Genomic DNA, 16692 nt, shown 5'->3' on the forward strand with positions numbered 1-16692 from the left:
ACTGTAGGAGCGCGCTTGCCCGCGAACGCGATCCGTCAGCGCCATCGCCATTGCCATTGCCATCGCCATTGCCTGATACACCGCGTTCGCCAGCAAGCCGGCTAAAGACGTGGTGCCGAACGCAGAATTGGGCGATGACCCAGACCACTGTAGGAGCGCGCTTGCCCGCGAACGCGATCCGTCAGCGCCATCGCCATTGCCTGATACACCGCGTTCGCCAGCAAGCCGGCTCCTACAGATATGTGTTCGCGCCCCTTATGGCGGCGCTAACCGCACGCTGCTAGGCTTCTGCACCTCCTTTCTTCAGGCCGACACTATGCTCTCCGTCCGCACTATGACACTGGACGATTACGACGCAGTCGTCGGGCTCATGCGCGCTACTCCGGGTATTTCGTTGCGCGACGCCGACTCGCGGGCATCGACAGAACGGTATCTGTTGCGCAACCCCGGTTTGAGTTTTGTCGCCGAGGATGACGCGGGCATTTGCGGCTGCGTGATGTCGGGCCATGACGGTCGGCGCGGGTATCTGCAGCACTTGCTGGTGTTGCCGGCGTATCGACGACAGGGCATCGGCCAGGCGCTGGTCGAGCATTGCCTGCTGGCGCTGGAGGCGCTGGGCATTCAGAAAAGCCACATTGACGTGCTCAAGACCAACCCCGCCGCCGCGAACTATTGGCAGAACCTGGGCTGGCAATTGCGGGGCGACATCGACCGTTTTTCATTCACCCGGCCCGGCAATCCGAACGCCTGAGTCATTTCCCGGGCTCGACAATCAGCCTGGGGTAGCGGGCGCCGGCGGCTGGCGTTTGGCATACACCAGCAGGCCGCTGAGAAAAATCAGCGCGATGCCGAACATCGAGGCCAGCCCCGGGAAGTTGCCAAACAGCAGAATGCCGTACGCCACGGCGAAAATGATTTGCAGGTAGCCCAGCGGTGCGAGCACGGACGAGGACGCGTAACGGTAGGACTTGGCCATCAGAAAATGCGCGCACAGTCCCAGACCGCCAAGCACCAACAACAGGCCCAGTTGCTTCCGGTCGGGGTCGGCCCAGTAGAAAGGCACGATCGCGCTGAGAATCAGGGTGCAAAACACACCGACGTAGAAGCTGCACACCGAAGGGCTGTCGGTCTCACCTGCCAACTGCGTCAACAGTTGATACAGCGCGAAGAACAGCGCCGTCGCCAGCGGAAACAGCATCCACAGCGAAAACGCATCACTGGCCGGATTGATGATCACCAGCACCCCAACAAAGCCGAGCAACACCGACAGCCATTGCCAGCGATCCGCCTTGATGCCAAACAGCAAGGGCGAAAGGATCGTCACGAAGGCCGGGGCCAGAAAGACCAGCGCAGTGGACTCGGCAATCGGCACGTGGGTCAGGCCAAACATGAAAGTCAGACTGTCGGCCAGCAGGACCACCGCCCGCAGCAAGTGCAGCCACGGCCGCCGGGTGTGGAAGACCTTTCCCCCACCGCTGCGCAACAGCGCGGTGGTCACCAGCGTTGAGTGAACGAGGTAGCGAGCCCAGGCGACGAAGATCACCGGCAACGAAAAGATCAGCGTCTTGGAGATCGCGTCATGACTGGCGAAGGTCAGCGCCACCCCCGCCATCAGCCACATACCGATGACTTGCCGATGGGTGCCGTGGGGAATCGTCATTGCGGGCCCTGCCATGGAAAGATGCACGGAAGTTAATCACAGTCTCCGAGCCCGGGGCACTATTCTGCGGGCAATAAAAAACCCGCCTGAGCGGGTTCTTTTCTTTCAACACCATTCCAACATCCTGTCAGTAGCCGTCCCGGCAAATGGTAGATCATCCATGACCTGCGAGGCACATCCAGCGCCTCGGTTGATGGATCCTAGGTTGCGCTTATGGCGTTGCGCTGTAAACGGCGTGTTTGCTCCGCAGCATGTAAGCCTTTCGCCATAGTCTGTGTCGGGCAGGTCTTGCCGGTTCCGGCCTTCAAGTTACTGCAGGGCTGCGCATCCCTCGCGGCGATGGCAGGCCGCGGGCATAATGAGCGCACACAAACAGCTGCCGACCTGAGCCTGCCATGATCGAAGTCACCGAAGTCTCCATTGCGCAACTGCGCGCTGCCCTGGAAGCACGTCAGACGACCGCCGTTGAACTGGTACACGCCTACCTCGCCAGAATCGACGCTTACGACGGCGCCGGGACGCCAACCGCGCTCAACGCCGTGGTGGTCCGCAATCCGCAGGCCCTCGCCGAAGCCCAAGCCTCCGATGACCGTCGTGCCCGCGGCGAAACCCTCGGGCCGCTCGACGGCATCCCCTACACCGCCAAAGACAGCTACCTCGTCAAAGGCCTGACCGCCGCATCGGGCAGCCCGGCATTTGCCGAGCTCGTCGCGCATCGCGACGCCTTTACCGTTGAACGGCTGCGGGCGGCCGGGGCGATCTGTCTGGGCAAGACCAATATGCCGCCGATGGCCAACGGCGGCATGCAGCGCGGGGTCTATGGCCGAGCTGAAAGCCCTTACAACGCGGACTTTCTCACCGCGCCGTTCGCTTCCGGTTCGTCCAACGGCGCCGGTACCGCGACGGCAGCCAGCTTCGCTGCGTTCGGGCTGGCCGAAGAAACCTGGTCGAGCGGACGTGGCCCTGCGTCAAATAATGGCCTGTGCGCCTACACTCCGTCGCGCGGGGTGATTTCGGTGCGCGGCAACTGGCCGCTGACGCCGACCATGGACGTGGTAGTGCCGTTCGCGCGCACCATGGCCGACCTGCTTGAGGTGCTGGATGTGGTGGTCGCCGCCGACCCCGACACCCGAGGCGACCTGTGGCGTCTCCAGCCATGGGTGCCGATTCCCCCTGTCGACTCGGTGCGTCCGGCCTCCTACGCGACGCTTGCCGCCAGCCCGCAAACATTGGCCGGCAAGCGCTTCGGCGTGCCGCGCATGTACATCAATGCCGACCCGGACGCGGGCACCGCTGAAGCACCCGGCATCGGCGGCCCGACCGGCCAGCGCATTGTTACCCGCGCTTCGGTGATCGATCTGTGGGAGCAGGCGCGCCAGGCGCTTCAAGCCCAGGGTGCGGAAGTCATCGAAGTTGATTTCCCGCTGGTCTCCAACTGCGAGGGTGATCGTCCCGGCGCGCCGACGGTGTACAACCGCGGCATTGTCTCCAAAGAATTCCTGCATCACGAACTGTGGGACCTGACCGCTTGGGCGTTTGATGATTTCCTGCAAGCCAATGGCGACCCGAAACTGAACCGCCTGGCCGACGTCAACGGACCGCTGATTTTCCCGCACGATCCCGGCACCCTGCCCAACCGCGAGGGTGATCTGGCTGCAGGCATGGACGAGTACGTCAATATGGCCCAGCGTGGCATCACGCCGTGGGATCGGATCGAGACTCTGGCAGACGGCCTTCGCGGGCTGGAACACACTCGCCGTATCGATCTGGAAGACTGGATGCAAGCGCTGGAGCTTGATGCGGTATTGTTTCCGACCGTGGCCGATGTGGCCCCGGCTGACGCCGATGTCAATCCGGCCTCTGCCGACATTGCCTGGAGCAATGGCGTCTGGGTGGCCAACGGCAACCTTGCGATCCGCCACCTTGGCGTGCCGACCGTCACCGTGCCAATGGGCGTGATGGCTGACATCGGCATGCCGGTCGGCCTGACCTTCGCCGGCCGCGCCTACGACGACTCCGCACTGCTGAGCTTTGCGTCTGCGTTCGAGGCGATCGGCAGCCAGCGAATGATCCCGCCGCGCACACCGCCCCTGTCCTCGGCATCCGGACGGTCATAACTCTTACGCGGGGGCAAGCGCCCTCGCCCCTCACGCAGGCATTTACATTCAGGAGATGCGTCAATGAGCAAGGCACCTTACGTCCCGCCCACCGTGTGGCAACACGAAGCGCCTTCGGGCGGCCAGTTCGCCAGCATCAACCGGCCTGTTGCCGGGCCCACGCATGAAAAAGCCCTGCCCGTCGGCAAGCATCCGTTGCAGTTGTACTCACTGGCCACGCCCAACGGCGTCAAGGTGACGATTCTGCTCGAAGAACTCCTCGCGCTGGGTCACAGCGGCGCCGAATACGACGCCTGGTTGATCCGCATCGGCGAGGGTGATCAGTTCGGCAGCGGCTTCGTCGACATCAACCCCAATTCGAAGATCCCGGTATTGCTGGACCGCAGCGTCGAGCCGGGGATTCGCGTGTTCGAGTCCGGTTCGATCCTGCTGTACCTGGCGGAAAAGTTCGGCGAATTCATACCCAAGGACCTGGCCGGCCGCACCGAGACGCTGAACTGGCTGTTCTGGCAAATGGGTGCTGCGCCGTATCTGGGCGGCGGCTTCGGGCACTTCTACGTGTACGCCCCGGAGAAGATCCAATACGCCATTGACCGCTTCACCATGGAGGCCAAGCGTCAGCTCGATGTGCTGGATCGACGTTTGGGCGAAAGCACCTACCTGGCGGGCGACAGCTACACCATTGCGGATATCGCAGTGTGGTCCTGGTACGGCCAAGTGGTGCGCAACACGGTTTACGGCGCTGCGCAGTTTCTCGCGGCGCACGAGTACACCCATGTGCAGCGCTGGGCCGAAACCATTGCGCAACGCCCGGCAGTGGTCCGCGGCTTGCGCGTCAACCGCACCTGGGGCGATGAAGTCACCCAAGTCCCCGAACGCCACGACGCCACCGACCTGGATTAACCCCAACCGGCCGGCGCGTCTCTGCACCGGCCTTTCCCCCGGCTAAAGCCAATCCGGGCATTGTCGGCATAACCCGATACTGTAAGAGCCGGCTTGCTGGCGAACGCGGTTCCCAGGAGACATACCCGGCGACTGACACACCACCTTCGCCAGCAAGCCGGCTCCTACAGAGCACCTGCGTAGCATCCGGTGGCAAGGTCGGGCCCGCCATCTTCCTGGCTAAAGCCAGTCCCACGAAGGCACCGCGTATAAACAGTAGGACCGGCGTTGTCGGCACAACCCGATACTGTAGGAGCCGGCTTGCTGGCGAACGCGGTTCCCAGGAGACATACCCGGCGACTGACACACCACCTTCGCCAGCAAGCCGGCTCCTACAGATCCCCTGCGTAGCATCCGGTGGCAATGTCGGTCCCGCGAACTTCCCGGCTAAAGCCGGTCCCACCAAGTCACCGCGTATAAACCGTGGGACCGGCTTCAGCCGGGAAAGCGCCGGTGGTCACGCTGCAAGAGCGTGGGTGATGCCGCTGGCCTCTTCCCGGCTAAGCCCGGTCCCACTAACGCAGCGCAATCGCGCTCAAGCACCTTGCCCCTCGAGTTCGGCGAGCATTTCCTGTGGAATCACCAGCTCGGCAGCGCTCAGGTTTTCGTGCAGGTGCGCCACCGAGGACGTGCCCGGGATCAGCAGCAGGTTCGGCGCCCGCTGCAGCAACCACGCGAGGGCCACGCACATCGGCGAGGAGTCGAGGCGCAAAGCGACATCCGACAAGGTTTGTGATTGCAACGGCGTGAAGCCGCCCAGCGGAAAGAACGGCACGTAGGCAATGCCCTGCTTGCCGAGTTCGGCGATCAAGTGCTCATCGTCCCGATGCGCCAGGTTGTAATGATTCTGCACGCAAACGACATCGGCAATGCTCTGCGCCTCGGCGATTTGCTTCGCGCTGACGTTGCTCAGGCCCAAGTGTTGGATCAGACCCTGCTGCTGCAATTCGGCCAGTGCCGTGAACTGCGCCTCGATCGACAGCTCATCGGGCGAATGCCCGGTGCCCCAGGCCCGGTAATTGACCACCTGCAGCACATCAACGCCCAAATTGCGCAAGTTGTCATGCACCGCGCTGACCAGTTCGGCCGGGCTGTTGGCGGGATTCCATGAAGCATCTGTCCCGCGTGATGCGCCGACCTTGGTCACGATCAACAGCTCGTCCGCATAAGGATGCAAGGCCTCACGGATCAATCGGTTGGTAACGTGAGGGCCGTAAAAATCGGACGTATCGATGTGATTGACGCCCGATGCCACCGCTTCACGCAGCACGGCAATGGCGCCGGCGTGATCCTTGGGCGGCCCATAAACACCCGGGCCTGCCAGTTGCATGGCGCCGTAGCCCATGCGATTGACGGTGCTGCCGCCGATGGAAAAAGTCCCTGCTTTACTCGCCTGAGTCATGAGTGACGCCTCGTTGATCGTTGCTGTAAGGGTGGATGCAGCGACTATAGGCGTTGACCGATACGCTGATAATCAGGTGCAATCGGCACGGGCTGTACGAGTGAGCGGACAATGGCAACAGACATTCAGGATTTGCTGTCTTTTGTGGCAGTCGTCAACGCAGGCGGCTTTCGCGAAGGAGCGCGCTTGAGCGGCAAGTCGCCGTCAAGCCTCAGCGACGCAGTTCGCCGCATGGAATCGCGGATGGGCGTGCGTCTGCTCAACCGCACCACGCGCAGTGTCGTGCCCACCGAGGCCGGCGCGCGACTGATGGAGCGCATCGTGCCGGCCCTTGGCGAGGTCGAAGCGGCGCTGGACGTGGTCAATGATTTCCGCGATCGCCCCTCGGGCACGCTGCGGCTCAACGTCCCGGTGAGCGCCGCGCGGCTGATCCTCCCCTCGATCATCACGCCGTTTCTGCAGGCGCACCCCGACATCCGCATGGAAGTCATTACCGAAGAAAGCTTCGTCGACATGCTTGCCGCGGGGTGCGATGCGGGCATACGTTACGATGATCGGCTCGAGCAGGACATGATCGCCGTGCCGATCGGCCCACGCGTCCAGCGTTTCGCCACGGCCGCATCGCCTGCCTATCTGAATACCAGAGGCCGCCCGCAACACCCGCGCGAACTGCTCGATCACAGTTGCGTGCGCGGCAAATTTCCCAGCGGTTCAGTGCCATTGTGGGAATACGAGCGCGAGGGCGAACAGGTCCGCATCGACCCTCGCGGTCCGCTGACCGTGCGCATCGGCGGCGCCGTCGACCTGGCCGTGCAAACCGCCGTCGACGGGCTCGGCATGGTGTATCTGTTTGAAGACTGGCTGCGGCCGTACATGGACAGCGGCGCGCTGGAGCCCGTGCTCGAGCCATGGTGGCAAACCTTCAGCGGCCCGTTTCTTTATTACCCCGGGCGGCGTTATTTGCCGTCTCCGTTGAAAGCGTTCATCAACTTCATACAACAGTTGCCCTGAACGCGAATATTGTCGGCGCCTGCTGCGCACTTAAACATATAAACCGGCGCGAAAGCTTAAACAGCAACGCCTCGTAGGGAAGTTGTTCCGCGACCAAATAACAGGCAAAAAAAAACGCTGCATTCAATGCAGCGTTTCTTTTGTAGCGTTTGTAGTTGAAGCCGCCAGGGCACTGGCGATCAACCATTTTGACGACCGTAGCCCATGATGGTGTAGTCAAGGCTGTGGGTCACACCAGCGTGGTCAACATAAACCATGGTGGATTGGACTGGACCATCTACTTTCTGTGGGTCCTGAGCAGTCTTGGTGCTGATCACTTTCGCAATGTCCAGACCTTTGTGCTGGTTGTACTGCTCTACCTGACTCAGTGGCGCGTGTTGTGTGGCGGGAAGTTCGCCAGCGGCTGCAAAAACACTTACCAGGGACAGGGCGGCGAAGGCTAATACTTTCATGGTGGTTCTCCAGAAGTTTGATTAAGTAGTCAGTGAGCAAAGCGCTTGTCGTTTTGCTTCTGGGGCCCATTCTGTTCGCGATCCGCGTTGATGATAAATACTTAAAATCGATACAGCCCATCACTGGTATCGATGCGCATTCTGATTACATCAACTCTGGCAATAGATTATTACCCGAACTGAGAGGAAGCATACTTTTGGGACTGGGTATAGGACTTCCAAGTCGTATTTCGGTGCGCCGCCCTATCGGCCTGCCTGCTTTCGGCGCAGCCGGGTGACAGGCATTAAATAAACGTGAAATCGTGAAATATTTTTTAACGTATTTAAACAAAAGGCCGGATGAACGTACTACCATCCGCTTCGCTGACTCGTGACCACTCCATGATCCCGAACAGACCCCTATAAAGCGCTGGCCAACGGCACGGCGCTATCAAAACAAACCGAAGCCTTGATGCCCTTCCGCGACACTGCTCGTGGTGGAGTGCGTCAACCGTGATGACCTTCTGAGGTTGCGATGCAGAAATTGATGATTAACGGCCAGGAGCACGACCTGGATGTCGCTGACGACATGCCATTGTTGTGGGTCCTGCGCGACGTGATGGGCCTGACGGGTACCAAGTACGGCTGCGGCATCGCTCAGTGTGGCGTGTGCACCGTCCACCTGGATGGCCAGGCCGTGCGTTCATGTGTATTGCCGGTCAGCGCAGTGGCCGGTCGCAAGGTCACGACCATTGAAGCGGTCGGCGAGCAGCCGGTGGGTCAGGCCGTACAGCAGGCCTGGCTGGCGCATGAAGTCGTGCAATGCGGCTACTGCCAGTCGGGGCAGATCATGTCCGCCGTCGCGCTGTTGCAGCAGCACCCCAAAGCCAATGACGAGCAGATCGTCGACGCCATGTCGGGCAACCTCTGCCGCTGCGCCACTTACACCCGCATTCGCGCCGCCATCAAAAGCGTCAGTCAGGCCTGAAGGAAGTCATCATGTCCGAATCACATTCATCTGCCGCGATGCTCTCGCGTCGCGGGTTGCTCAAGAGCGGCGCACTGCTGGGCGGTCTGGTCATCGGCACTTACCTGCCGGCGACAATCACTCGCAGCTTTGCCGCCGAGGCAGTCAAGGGCGCCAGCCTGGGCGCCAACGCCGAGCAGGGCTACGGCGCATTTGTGCGCATCGATCACAGCGGCGCCGTCACGCTGATTTCGCCGAAGATCGAAATGGGCCAGGGCGTCCAGACCGGCATCGCCATGATGGTTGCCGAAGAGCTCGAAGTGCCGTTGAGCCAGATCACCATTACCGAGGCTCCGCCCAATGCCGCGCTGTACACCGACGCGCTGCTGAGCTTCCAGGCCACCGGCGGGTCCACCTCCACACGCTACAGCTGGGAGCCATTGCGCAAGGCGGGCGCCGCCGCGCGCATCGTACTTATCCAGGCCGCCGCGATGCGCTGGAAAGTCGCGCCGAGCCAGTGCCATGCCGAGAACGGTCGGGTCATCGGCCCCAACAACCTGAGTGCCGGTTACGGCGAGCTGGTTGACGCCGCCGCAGCGCTGCCGCTGCCCACCGACATCCCGCTCAAGCCGATCAGCGAATTCAAGCTGCTGGGCAAGCCGGTGCAGCGACTGGACACCCCCAACAAGGTCAACGGTACGGCCAAATTCACCATCGACCTGCAAGTGCCGGGGATGCTGATCGCGTCCACCCTCACCTGCCCGGTCCATGGCGGCAAGCTGCGCGGCCTGAAGAATGAAGACGCCGCGCGCAAGATCGCCGGGGTGCGCGACATCGTTCGCTTGGACAATGCCGTTGCAGTCACGGCGAGCAACTTCTGGTCCTGCCAGCAAGCGCTGAAAGCGTTGGACATCGAGTGGGACATGGGCCCTCATGCAAGCCTGGATTCGGCCCAGCTGGACAAATCGCTGTTTGATGCCAGTGCGGGTGACGGCGTGTTCGCGCACCAGTCCGGTGACATCGCCGGCGCGCTGAAAAACGCCTCCAGCCGCTTCGAAGCTATCTACGAGCAACCTTTTCTTTCGCACTCGCCCCTTGAGCCGATGACCTGCGTGGCCCATGTGCGCGCCGATGCGTGCGAGCTGTGGGTGGGCTGCCAGGCGCCGGGGCTGGCGCAGATGGGCGCCGCGAAAGTCTGCGGCATGCCGGTCGAAAAAGTGGTCATCCATAACCAGTTGATCGGTGGCGGTTTCGGCCGTCGTCTGGAGTCCGACTTCATCTTCCAGGCGGTGGATATCGCTCGCCAGTTGAGCTACCCGATCAAGCTGATCTGGAGCCGCGAAGAGGACATGACCCACGACCGTTATCGTCCGCACTACGTCGACCGTCTCAACGCCGCGCTCGACAAAGACCTGCGCCCGGTCGGCTGGGAACATCGCATCGCCGGGGCCTCGGTGATGGCTGCCTACATCGGATCCTTGCCGCCCGATGGCGTCGACGGTGATGCCGTTGAAGTGGCCAAGGACCCGATCTACACCCTGCCCAACCTGCAAGTGCGCTACATCCGCCACGACCCGGAGGTGATCCCGGTTTCCTGGTGGCGCGGCGTCGGTCCGCTGCGCAGCACGTATGCCATCGAGTGCTTCATCGATGAGCTGGCACACAACGCCAAGGTCGATCCGGTGAAGTACCGACTGGCACTGATGCAATCCCAACCCCGCGCCCAGGCCGTGCTGACCAAGGCGGCGCAACTGGTGGAGTGGGACAAGCCACTGCCTGCCGGTGCCGGTCGTGGCGTGGCGGTGACGGCGGTGTTCGGCAGTTTCGTCGCGACCATCGTCGAGCTGGAGAAACAGGGCGACAAGGGCTTGCGGATCACGCGGCTGTTGACGGTCATCGATTGCGGTTTTGCCAACAACCCGACGTCCGTTGCTTCGCAGATGGAAGGCGGCACGCTGTTCGGCCTGTCAGCTGCGCTGTTCAACGAAATCCTCATTGAGAAAGGCCAGGTGCAGCAGACCAACTTCCATGAATACCGGCAGATCCGCATGAGCGATGCGCCGCCTGTGGAAGTGCACATTGTCGACAGCGTCGAGACGCCTGGCGGTGTCGGCGAGACCGGCGCGGTGCCCGCTGCGGCGGCGCTGGTCAATGCCGTGTACGCCGCGACCGGTGTGCGCGAACGTCGTTTGCCGTTGAGCCGCTTTGGCTATTTCACTGTTTGAGGAGCGCGTCATGAAAGTTTTCAACACTGCGCTCGGACTCGTGGCCGGCTGCCTGGCGAGCACCGTTTACGCGAGCGACACCGCGCCCATGAGCAAGGGCGAGTACCTGACCCGTGCTGCTGACTGCGTGGCCTGCCACGTCGTACCGGGCGGCAAGCCATACGCTGGCGGGCTGGAATTCAAGTTGCCGTTCGGCAGCCTGTATTCGCCCAACATCACTCCGGACAAGGAAACCGGCATCGGTAACTGGACCGACGACGAATTTGTCGATGCCCTGCAAAAAGGCGTCGGCAAGGACGGCAAGCATTACTACCCGGCCTTCCCCTACACCTCGTACACGTTGATGCCCCGCGAAGACATTCTGGCGATCAAGGGCTATCTGTTCAGCCTGGAGCCGGTCAAGCAGGCGCCGCCCGAGAACAAGATCGGCTTTCCGTTCAACCAGCGCTGGGGAATGATGTTCTGGAACGCGATCTTCGCCTCCAACGAGCGCTTCGTCCCGGACAGCAAACAGTCCGCTGAATGGAACCGCGGCGCGTATCTGGTTCAGGGCCCGGGCCACTGCGGCGAGTGCCACACCCCGCGCAATATCTTCCAGGCCATGAGCACCGGCAACTCCCTGGCCGGTGCAGAGCTGGGCAACTGGCAGGCGTACAACATCAGTTCCGACGCCAAATACGGCATCGGCGCGTGGCCTGAAGAGGCCATCGTCAGCTACCTGTCCAAGGGCTACGCTGCCGGTTTCGGCGGCGCGGGCGGGCCGATGGGTGACGCGGTCGAGCACAGTCTGCGCTACCTCGACCCCGCCGACCTGAAAGCCATGGCGGTGTATCTCAAGAGCAAGCCGGCGCGAAGCGAAGGCATTCCCCGGCCGTCCATGGTCATGAACGATGCTGCCCTGCAAAAAGGCCTGGGGCAGAAGCTGTTCAACGACACCTGCGTGGCCTGCCACCAGCTCGACGGCAGCGGGAGGCAGTCGCCGGCAGGCGGGTTGGCCGGTCTGAAAACCGTCAACGATCCAAAAGGGCGCAATCTGGTCGCGACATTGCTGGAGGGCCACACCCCAACGGCCGACCGCGTCGATCAGCGCATGCCTGATTTTGCCCGAAGCTACAGCGACGCCGAGCTGGCGGCTGTCAGCACCTTCGTGCTGCGTCGCTTCGGCCAAAGCAATGGCGAAGTCAAAGCGGAGGATGTGGCGAAGAATCGCGCCAGCGCGTTGCACTGACAGTCGGTGCTGATGCTGACTGGCTGCCCGCGCGGGTGGTGAGTCAGCAGCGCCTCGACGCGCTCAGGCGGCTCAGGTCATCAGCACCTGCGCCGCCACCGCCGCCTTGTCGATGACCGACTGTACAGCGACGATCCGCCCCGCCTCCAACGTGTAGAACACGTTCTCTGTAAACCTCACCCTTCTGCCGTTGACCGGTACATCGAACAACTCACCTGCGGGCGTGCAGTCGAAGCACAAGCGCGCAGCGATACGTGGCGGCTCGGCGATCAGCAGGTCGATGACGAAGCGCAGGTCGGGGATGCGGCGAAAGTCCTCCTCAAGCATGCCCCGATACCCGTCCAGCCCGACGCGCTCCCCGTTGTAACGCACGTCCTCGTCCACGAAGTCACCCAACGCCAGCCAGTCCTGACGATTGAGGCAGGCGATGTAGCCTTGGTACGCCGCTTTGAGTGATGCAATGTCCATGGCTGCTCCTGAATGTGGTGGAACGCAAGTAGCACGCGGCGCTCCTGTGGGACCGGCTTAAGCCGGGAAAAGGCCAGTATGAATAATGTTAAATTTGCAGTGTGGCGCATGACGTCTTCCCGGCTGAAGCCGGTCCCACTTGTGCGCGTGGTGTTCCAGTGGGACTGGCTTCAGCCGGGAAGTACGCGCTGTTTCTGTGGGACTGGCTTTAGCCGGGAAAAGGCCAGTATGAGTAATGTCAATTTTGCAATGTGGCGCATGATGTCTTCCCGGCTGAAGCCGGTCCCACTTGTGCGCGTGGTGTTCCTGTGGGACTGGCTTCAGCCGGGAAGTACGCGCTGTTCCTGTGGGACCGGCTTCAGCCGGGAAGTGTTAACTTGAGGGTATCGAATGACGCAAGGCGTGACCCTCTCCATGCACCCTCCCTTTTCAGGCGCAAAAGTGGCCATTCTGTGCAATGGCATGCTGTTGACCTACCAGCGCGACAATAAGCCGGACATTCCGTGGCCGGGCCTGTGGGACTTGCCCGGCGGCGGGCGCGAAGGCGACGAAACGCCGGAAGACTGTGCCGTGAGGGAAACGCTTGAGGAGTTCGGCATCGTCCTGGACCCTGCATCATTCATTCACAAGCAGGTCTACCCCGGCCAGGGGAACAACGGTCTCGACACCTGGTTTTTTGTGACCGAGGTGCGCGAAGGCCTGTTCGATGAGGTGGTCTTTGGTGATGAAGGCCAGCGCTGGCAGGTGATGCCCGTCGAAAGCTTCCTGGCGATGGACAATGCCGTCGACCGTCTGCAGCAGCGCTTGCGCGAATTCCTGACGCAGTGATTGAGCACGCAATTCCGGACACAGAGCCCAGGCGATGCGCAGGCGCGCTCGCCCGCAATACGACCCCTCAGGGCACAGCGATCACGGATGATTCTCAGCGCCGGATACGCCCACTGTTACCCTGAGCAGGGATGCGTAACTGATCAGTTACTCGCCACTTCCGCCGTATGACCGGTGGTCACCAGCGCCTTGAGCGAGGCGTCGAATTGCTTCAGTGCATTGATCTGCAAATCACGTTGCTGATTGATCTGCGCAGCGATCTCCGGCGCGGCCTTGTCACGAACCCACACCGAGTTCAATTCCTTGAAACCCAGGCCTTCGGCTTTGCCGATGAATTGCAGGTTAGAGTCGTAGAACGTCGCTGCGAAGCGCGCCTCGACCTGCGAGTTGCGTTTGGACACCAGGCGATTGTAGGTGTCGAGCATCACGACGACGTCAGGGCGCGCTTGCATCAGCGCATCCAGATTCTCGTAGACCGTCACCGACGCAAATTCTTTCTGCAGTGAGCCCTTCAACCAGTCCACCGCCAGCTTCGGATCGGAGCTGCTGATGAAGGCGTCACGGATCCGTGCGTCGAGCGCGCCATTCTTCACACCCTTCAGTGCCACCGCATGGTAGCGCTCAAGGTATTCAAGGGTGCTGACGGTGTTTTCGCTGTAAAGCACGCCGACGCTCTGAGACGAATGAAGCGCCACACGGCTTTCAGCCACCGGCAGCAAGTGGCAGGCTTCGGCATCGGCGGCATGAGCAGCGCCCGTTGCGGCGAAACCGCTGGACAGCACGGCGACAAGGGTCAGCAGGGTTGAAAGTCTCATCGCGTGGCGTCCTTCTAAAGCAAGTTCGGTATGGGGCCATCCTCCTTCCTTTCGGAAAAAAAGAGAACGCACCTGCCGTGATGGTGACTATCGATTTCCGGAATGGTAGTCAGGCTGAGAAACACCCTTACCGATGCGTCAACAAAGCCGCTCGCCATCCGCCCTTCCACGCTGCTCAGTAGACATACCGGCCGATCGTGCTGGCCACCTCGCGCAATGCCCCAGCCAACGCTTCACGGTCCAGGGAACCCAACGCCAGCCGTATCGCATGGGGCGCCGCGCTGGTGGTCGCGAAAGGCTCGGCGGGCGACACCGCGACGTTCCTGCTCAACAGCTCTCTCACCACCTGATCCGCCCTGGCATCCTCAGGCAGTGGCAGCCACATAAAGTAGGACGCCGGGTGACTGACGACGTTCAACCCTTTTAGCAGCTGCCGCCCCAGTGTTTGTCGGGCTTGGGCATCGTGGCGTTTTTCGGCCTTCAGGCGCAGAACGGTGCCGTCCTCAATCCAGCCGCACACCAGCGCGGTCATCACGCCCGGCGTGTTCCAGGCAGTCGCCCGGATCGCGCGCTCAATGGCGGCAATTCTGTCCAGCGGGGCGACCACATACCCCACCCGCAAACCGGTGGCGACGTTTTTCGAGAAGCCCGACACGTACACCGTCAGTTCAGGGGCCAGGGCCTTCAACGGCGGCGGCGCGTCCTCAACCAGAAACGAGTAGGCCGCGTCTTCGATCAGCAGCACATCACGCTGCCGGGCGATGGCAATCAAACGCGCTCGCCACGACACATCCATGACCCAACCCATCGGGTTGTGCAACGTCGGCATGGTGTAAACCGCTTTGACGCGTCGTTGCTGGCATAGCCGTTCGAGGGCATCCAGATCAGGCCCGTTGCACGTTAGTGGAATTGGTAACAACTCCAGCCGGCAGGCCTCAGCCAATACTTTGAAGCCCGAATAGGTCAGCGCGTCCACCGCGACCACATCACCCGGTTTCAGCAAGGCCATCACGGTGACGGCCAGACCCTGTTGAGCGCCGCTGACGATGACCACCTCCTCTGCCTGAACCGTCAAGCCGCGTTCAGCCAGATGCCGAGCCATGCAGGCCCGCTCACGGCCACGACCGGCGTGGGGCTGGTAGCGCAACAAGGCGTCCAGATCACCGAACAGCGCCAACTGCCGAAGACCGGTGCGCAGCAGATCGGCCTGACCCGGCAGCGTGGGGTAATTGAAATTGAGGTCGAGTACGCCCGGGGCGGTGGCGTGCTGATCGACTCCGTGGCTGAGCGGCAGGCTGATTTCCCGAACAAAGGTCCCCCGTCCGGTCTCGCCGCTGACCAGCCCCATGGCTTCAAGCTCAGCGTACACCCGGGACGCGGTGACCAGCGCGAAGCCCTCTTGCGCGGCCAGCTGTCGATGGGTCGGCAGGCGCGTTCCCGGTGAAAGTTTGCCAGCCGCGATCTGAGCAGCGAGCCGGTCGACCAGCGATTTGTAACGGGCGCGGGGCATGACACTGTATCCATGACAATTTTTTGATTGTGCCGAGTCTGCGCTTTAGGGTGCGAAGACGAAATCAGGTTCACCCATTCTTCCGACAAGCTGTCGCGCTCATGTTCGCGGTGCGCTCGTCCCGTCAAAGGCTCGCCCTCATGGAACACTCCTCAAAGCTTCAGCCGCTTGCTACCCGGCCCCAGATGGGTGGATGGCTTAACGGGATCATCGGCGTGATCATTTTCAGCGGATCGCTGCCGGCCACCCGGATCGCCGTGCTGGAATTCGCGCCGCTGTTTCTGACCGTGGCGCGGGCGTCCATCGCCGGTGTTGTCGCGCTGTGCCTGCTGTGGCTGTTGAAAGAACAACGTCCCCGGCGCCAGCAGTGGTTCGCGCTGTTGATAGTGGCCAGCGGCGTGGTGGTCGGCTTTCCGTTGCTCACTGCACTGGCTTTGCTGCACGTCACGTCGGCGCACTCCATCGTCTTCATCGGCCTGCTGCCGCTGGCCACCGCCGTGTTCGCCGTGCTGCGTGGCGGCGAGCGTCCCCGGCCGACTTTCTGGCTTTGTTCGCTGCTGGGCAGCGCGCTGGTCGTCGGCTTTGCCTGCGCCCAAGGTCTGGCGGCTTCGCTGACTGGTGACCTGCTGATGTTGCTGGCAATCGTGGTCTGTGGGTTGGGCTACGCCGAGGGTGCAAAACTGTCCCGCAGCCTGGGCGGTTGGCAGGTGATTTGCTGGGCGCTGGTGCTGGCCTTGCCGCTGATGTTGATGATGACTGCTGTCAGCGCGCCGCCCTCGCTGTCAGGTATCAGCGCACAGGCCTGGTGGAGTCTGGGCTATGTGTCGCTGTTCAGCATGCTGATCGGGTTTGTGTTCTGGTACCGAGGCCTGGCACAGGGCGGGATCGCGGCGGTTGGCCAGTTGCAGTTGTTGCAACCGTTCTTTGGCCTGACACTGGCCGCGACGCTGCTCGATGAACGCGTGAGCCCGGGCATGCTGGGCGTCACGGCGGGAGTCGTGCTTTGCGTCTTGGGAGCGCGCCGGTTTTCAAGCTGAACGAGCGAGATTTTGCACCCACGCAGCGATCATCGACCCTGTATATTTCGA

15 protein-coding genes are annotated in these 16692 nt (G+C 62.0%); 9 read left to right on the plus strand and 6 right to left on the minus strand.

The genetic code is table 11. The features are described from left to right. Nucleotides 1-316 precede the first annotated feature (316 nt). Nucleotides 317-751, plus strand: a complete 435-nt coding sequence (locus tag QRN48_RS24735; protein WP_285354012.1) for a GNAT family N-acetyltransferase — start codon at nucleotides 317-319, stop codon at nucleotides 749-751. Between the two features lie 21 nt (nucleotides 752-772). Here the strand turns inward: QRN48_RS24735 and QRN48_RS24740 are convergent, their stop codons facing one another. Beyond that, on the minus strand, nucleotides 773-1660 hold the full coding sequence (locus tag QRN48_RS24740) for a DMT family transporter (protein WP_285354013.1): 888 nt from the start codon (nucleotides 1658-1660) through the stop codon (nucleotides 773-775). 395 nt (nucleotides 1661-2055) lie between these two features. Here QRN48_RS24740 and QRN48_RS24745 point away from each other — a divergent pair, with 395 nt between their 5' ends. Both QRN48_RS24745 and yghU read left to right on the plus strand, forming a co-directional pair. Next, nucleotides 2056-3777: an amidase gene (locus QRN48_RS24745; protein ID WP_285354015.1), complete on the plus strand. Its 1722-nt coding sequence runs from the start codon at nucleotides 2056-2058 to the stop codon at nucleotides 3775-3777. Nucleotides 3778-3840: 63 nt separating this feature from the next. Next, nucleotides 3841-4680, plus strand: a complete 840-nt coding sequence (yghU, locus tag QRN48_RS24750) for a glutathione-dependent disulfide-bond oxidoreductase (protein WP_285354017.1) — start codon at nucleotides 3841-3843, stop codon at nucleotides 4678-4680. Between the two features lie 574 nt (nucleotides 4681-5254). On the opposite strand, the gene QRN48_RS24755 is transcribed toward yghU, so the two are convergent. Next, nucleotides 5255-6121: an aldo/keto reductase family oxidoreductase gene (locus tag QRN48_RS24755; protein ID WP_285354018.1), complete on the minus strand. Its 867-nt coding sequence runs from the start codon at nucleotides 6119-6121 to the stop codon at nucleotides 5255-5257. A 111-nt stretch (nucleotides 6122-6232) separates the two neighbouring features. On the opposite strand from QRN48_RS24755, the gene QRN48_RS24760 reads away from it, so the two are divergent. Then, nucleotides 6233-7132: a LysR family transcriptional regulator gene (locus QRN48_RS24760; protein WP_285354020.1), complete on the plus strand. Its 900-nt coding sequence runs from the start codon at nucleotides 6233-6235 to the stop codon at nucleotides 7130-7132. 179 nt (nucleotides 7133-7311) lie between these two features. Here QRN48_RS24760 and QRN48_RS24765 read toward each other — a convergent pair whose 3' ends face one another. Beyond that, nucleotides 7312-7584: a DUF2790 domain-containing protein gene (locus tag QRN48_RS24765; protein WP_285354022.1), complete on the minus strand. Its 273-nt coding sequence runs from the start codon at nucleotides 7582-7584 to the stop codon at nucleotides 7312-7314. A gap of 514 nt (nucleotides 7585-8098) precedes the next feature. On the opposite strand from QRN48_RS24765, the gene QRN48_RS24770 reads away from it, so the two are divergent. The 3 genes from QRN48_RS24770 to QRN48_RS24780 are packed head-to-tail and all read left to right on the plus strand — an operon-like array spanning nucleotide 8099 to nucleotide 11983. Continuing rightward, the gene (locus QRN48_RS24770) at nucleotides 8099-8551 is read left to right on the plus strand and encodes a (2Fe-2S)-binding protein (RefSeq protein ID WP_037011275.1); all 453 of its coding nucleotides are present in this window, start codon (nucleotides 8099-8101) and stop codon (nucleotides 8549-8551) included. A gap of 11 nt (nucleotides 8552-8562) precedes the next feature. Beyond that, nucleotides 8563-10755 (plus strand): xanthine dehydrogenase family protein molybdopterin-binding subunit, encoded by a 2193-nt coding sequence (locus QRN48_RS24775; RefSeq protein ID WP_285354024.1) that lies wholly within the window; start codon nucleotides 8563-8565, stop codon nucleotides 10753-10755. Between the two features lie 10 nt (nucleotides 10756-10765). Then, on the plus strand, nucleotides 10766-11983 hold the full coding sequence (locus QRN48_RS24780; protein WP_285354026.1) for a c-type cytochrome: 1218 nt from the start codon (nucleotides 10766-10768) through the stop codon (nucleotides 11981-11983). Nucleotides 11984-12055: 72 nt separating this feature from the next. Here the strand turns inward: QRN48_RS24780 and QRN48_RS24785 are convergent, their stop codons facing one another. After that, a complete protein-coding gene (locus tag QRN48_RS24785; protein ID WP_285354027.1) occupies nucleotides 12056-12451 on the minus strand; it encodes an ester cyclase in 396 nt (131 codons plus the stop codon). 414 nt (nucleotides 12452-12865) lie between these two features. On the opposite strand from QRN48_RS24785, the gene QRN48_RS24790 reads away from it, so the two are divergent. Further along, nucleotides 12866-13279 (plus strand): NUDIX hydrolase, encoded by a 414-nt coding sequence (locus QRN48_RS24790; protein WP_285354029.1) that lies wholly within the window; start codon nucleotides 12866-12868, stop codon nucleotides 13277-13279. 143 nt (nucleotides 13280-13422) lie between these two features. Here the strand turns inward: QRN48_RS24790 and QRN48_RS24795 are convergent, their stop codons facing one another. Continuing rightward, nucleotides 13423-14094, minus strand: coding sequence for an ATPase (locus QRN48_RS24795; RefSeq protein WP_191945964.1), 672 nt, complete (start codon nucleotides 14092-14094; stop codon nucleotides 13423-13425). A 175-nt stretch (nucleotides 14095-14269) separates the two neighbouring features. Beyond that, nucleotides 14270-15604, minus strand: a complete 1335-nt coding sequence (locus QRN48_RS24800) for an aminotransferase-like domain-containing protein (protein ID WP_285354031.1) — start codon at nucleotides 15602-15604, stop codon at nucleotides 14270-14272. A 140-nt stretch (nucleotides 15605-15744) separates the two neighbouring features. Here QRN48_RS24800 and QRN48_RS24805 point away from each other — a divergent pair, with 140 nt between their 5' ends. Next, on the plus strand, nucleotides 15745-16641 hold the full coding sequence (locus QRN48_RS24805; protein WP_285354033.1) for a DMT family transporter: 897 nt from the start codon (nucleotides 15745-15747) through the stop codon (nucleotides 16639-16641). The last annotated feature ends 51 nt before the right edge of the window (nucleotides 16642-16692 follow it).

Origin of the sequence: Pseudomonas sp. ME-P-057, assembly GCF_030208975.1 — a bacterium.
GTDB classification, from domain to species: domain Bacteria; phylum Pseudomonadota; class Gammaproteobacteria; order Pseudomonadales; family Pseudomonadaceae; genus Aquipseudomonas; species Aquipseudomonas lutea.

Bases quoted from the DNA above. Each gene is read 5' to 3' on its own strand.
- QRN48_RS24805 (WP_285354033.1), top strand. From the start codon at position 15,745: ATGGAACACTCCTCAAAGCTTCAGCCGCTTGCTACCCGGCCCCAGATG.
- QRN48_RS24800 (WP_285354031.1), bottom strand. From the start codon at position 15,604: ATGCCCCGCGCCCGTTACAAATCGCTGGTCGACCGGCTCGCTGCTCAG.
- QRN48_RS24755 (WP_285354018.1), bottom strand. From the start codon at position 6,121: ATGACTCAGGCGAGTAAAGCAGGGACTTTTTCCATCGGCGGCAGCACC.
- QRN48_RS24735 (WP_285354012.1), top strand. From the start codon at position 317: ATGCTCTCCGTCCGCACTATGACACTGGACGATTACGACGCAGTCGTC.
- QRN48_RS24780 (WP_285354026.1), top strand. From the start codon at position 10,766: ATGAAAGTTTTCAACACTGCGCTCGGACTCGTGGCCGGCTGCCTGGCG.
- QRN48_RS24765 (WP_285354022.1), bottom strand. From the start codon at position 7,584: ATGAAAGTATTAGCCTTCGCCGCCCTGTCCCTGGTAAGTGTTTTTGCA.
- yghU (WP_285354017.1), top strand. From the start codon at position 3,841: ATGAGCAAGGCACCTTACGTCCCGCCCACCGTGTGGCAACACGAAGCG.
- QRN48_RS24785 (WP_285354027.1), bottom strand. From the start codon at position 12,451: ATGGACATTGCATCACTCAAAGCGGCGTACCAAGGCTACATCGCCTGC.
- QRN48_RS24775 (WP_285354024.1), top strand. From the start codon at position 8,563: ATGTCCGAATCACATTCATCTGCCGCGATGCTCTCGCGTCGCGGGTTG.
- QRN48_RS24790 (WP_285354029.1), top strand. From the start codon at position 12,866: ATGCACCCTCCCTTTTCAGGCGCAAAAGTGGCCATTCTGTGCAATGGC.
- QRN48_RS24795 (WP_191945964.1), bottom strand. From the start codon at position 14,094: ATGAGACTTTCAACCCTGCTGACCCTTGTCGCCGTGCTGTCCAGCGGT.
- QRN48_RS24745 (WP_285354015.1), top strand. From the start codon at position 2,056: ATGATCGAAGTCACCGAAGTCTCCATTGCGCAACTGCGCGCTGCCCTG.
- QRN48_RS24740 (WP_285354013.1), bottom strand. From the start codon at position 1,660: ATGACGATTCCCCACGGCACCCATCGGCAAGTCATCGGTATGTGGCTG.
- QRN48_RS24770 (WP_037011275.1), top strand. From the start codon at position 8,099: ATGCAGAAATTGATGATTAACGGCCAGGAGCACGACCTGGATGTCGCT.
- QRN48_RS24760 (WP_285354020.1), top strand. From the start codon at position 6,233: ATGGCAACAGACATTCAGGATTTGCTGTCTTTTGTGGCAGTCGTCAAC.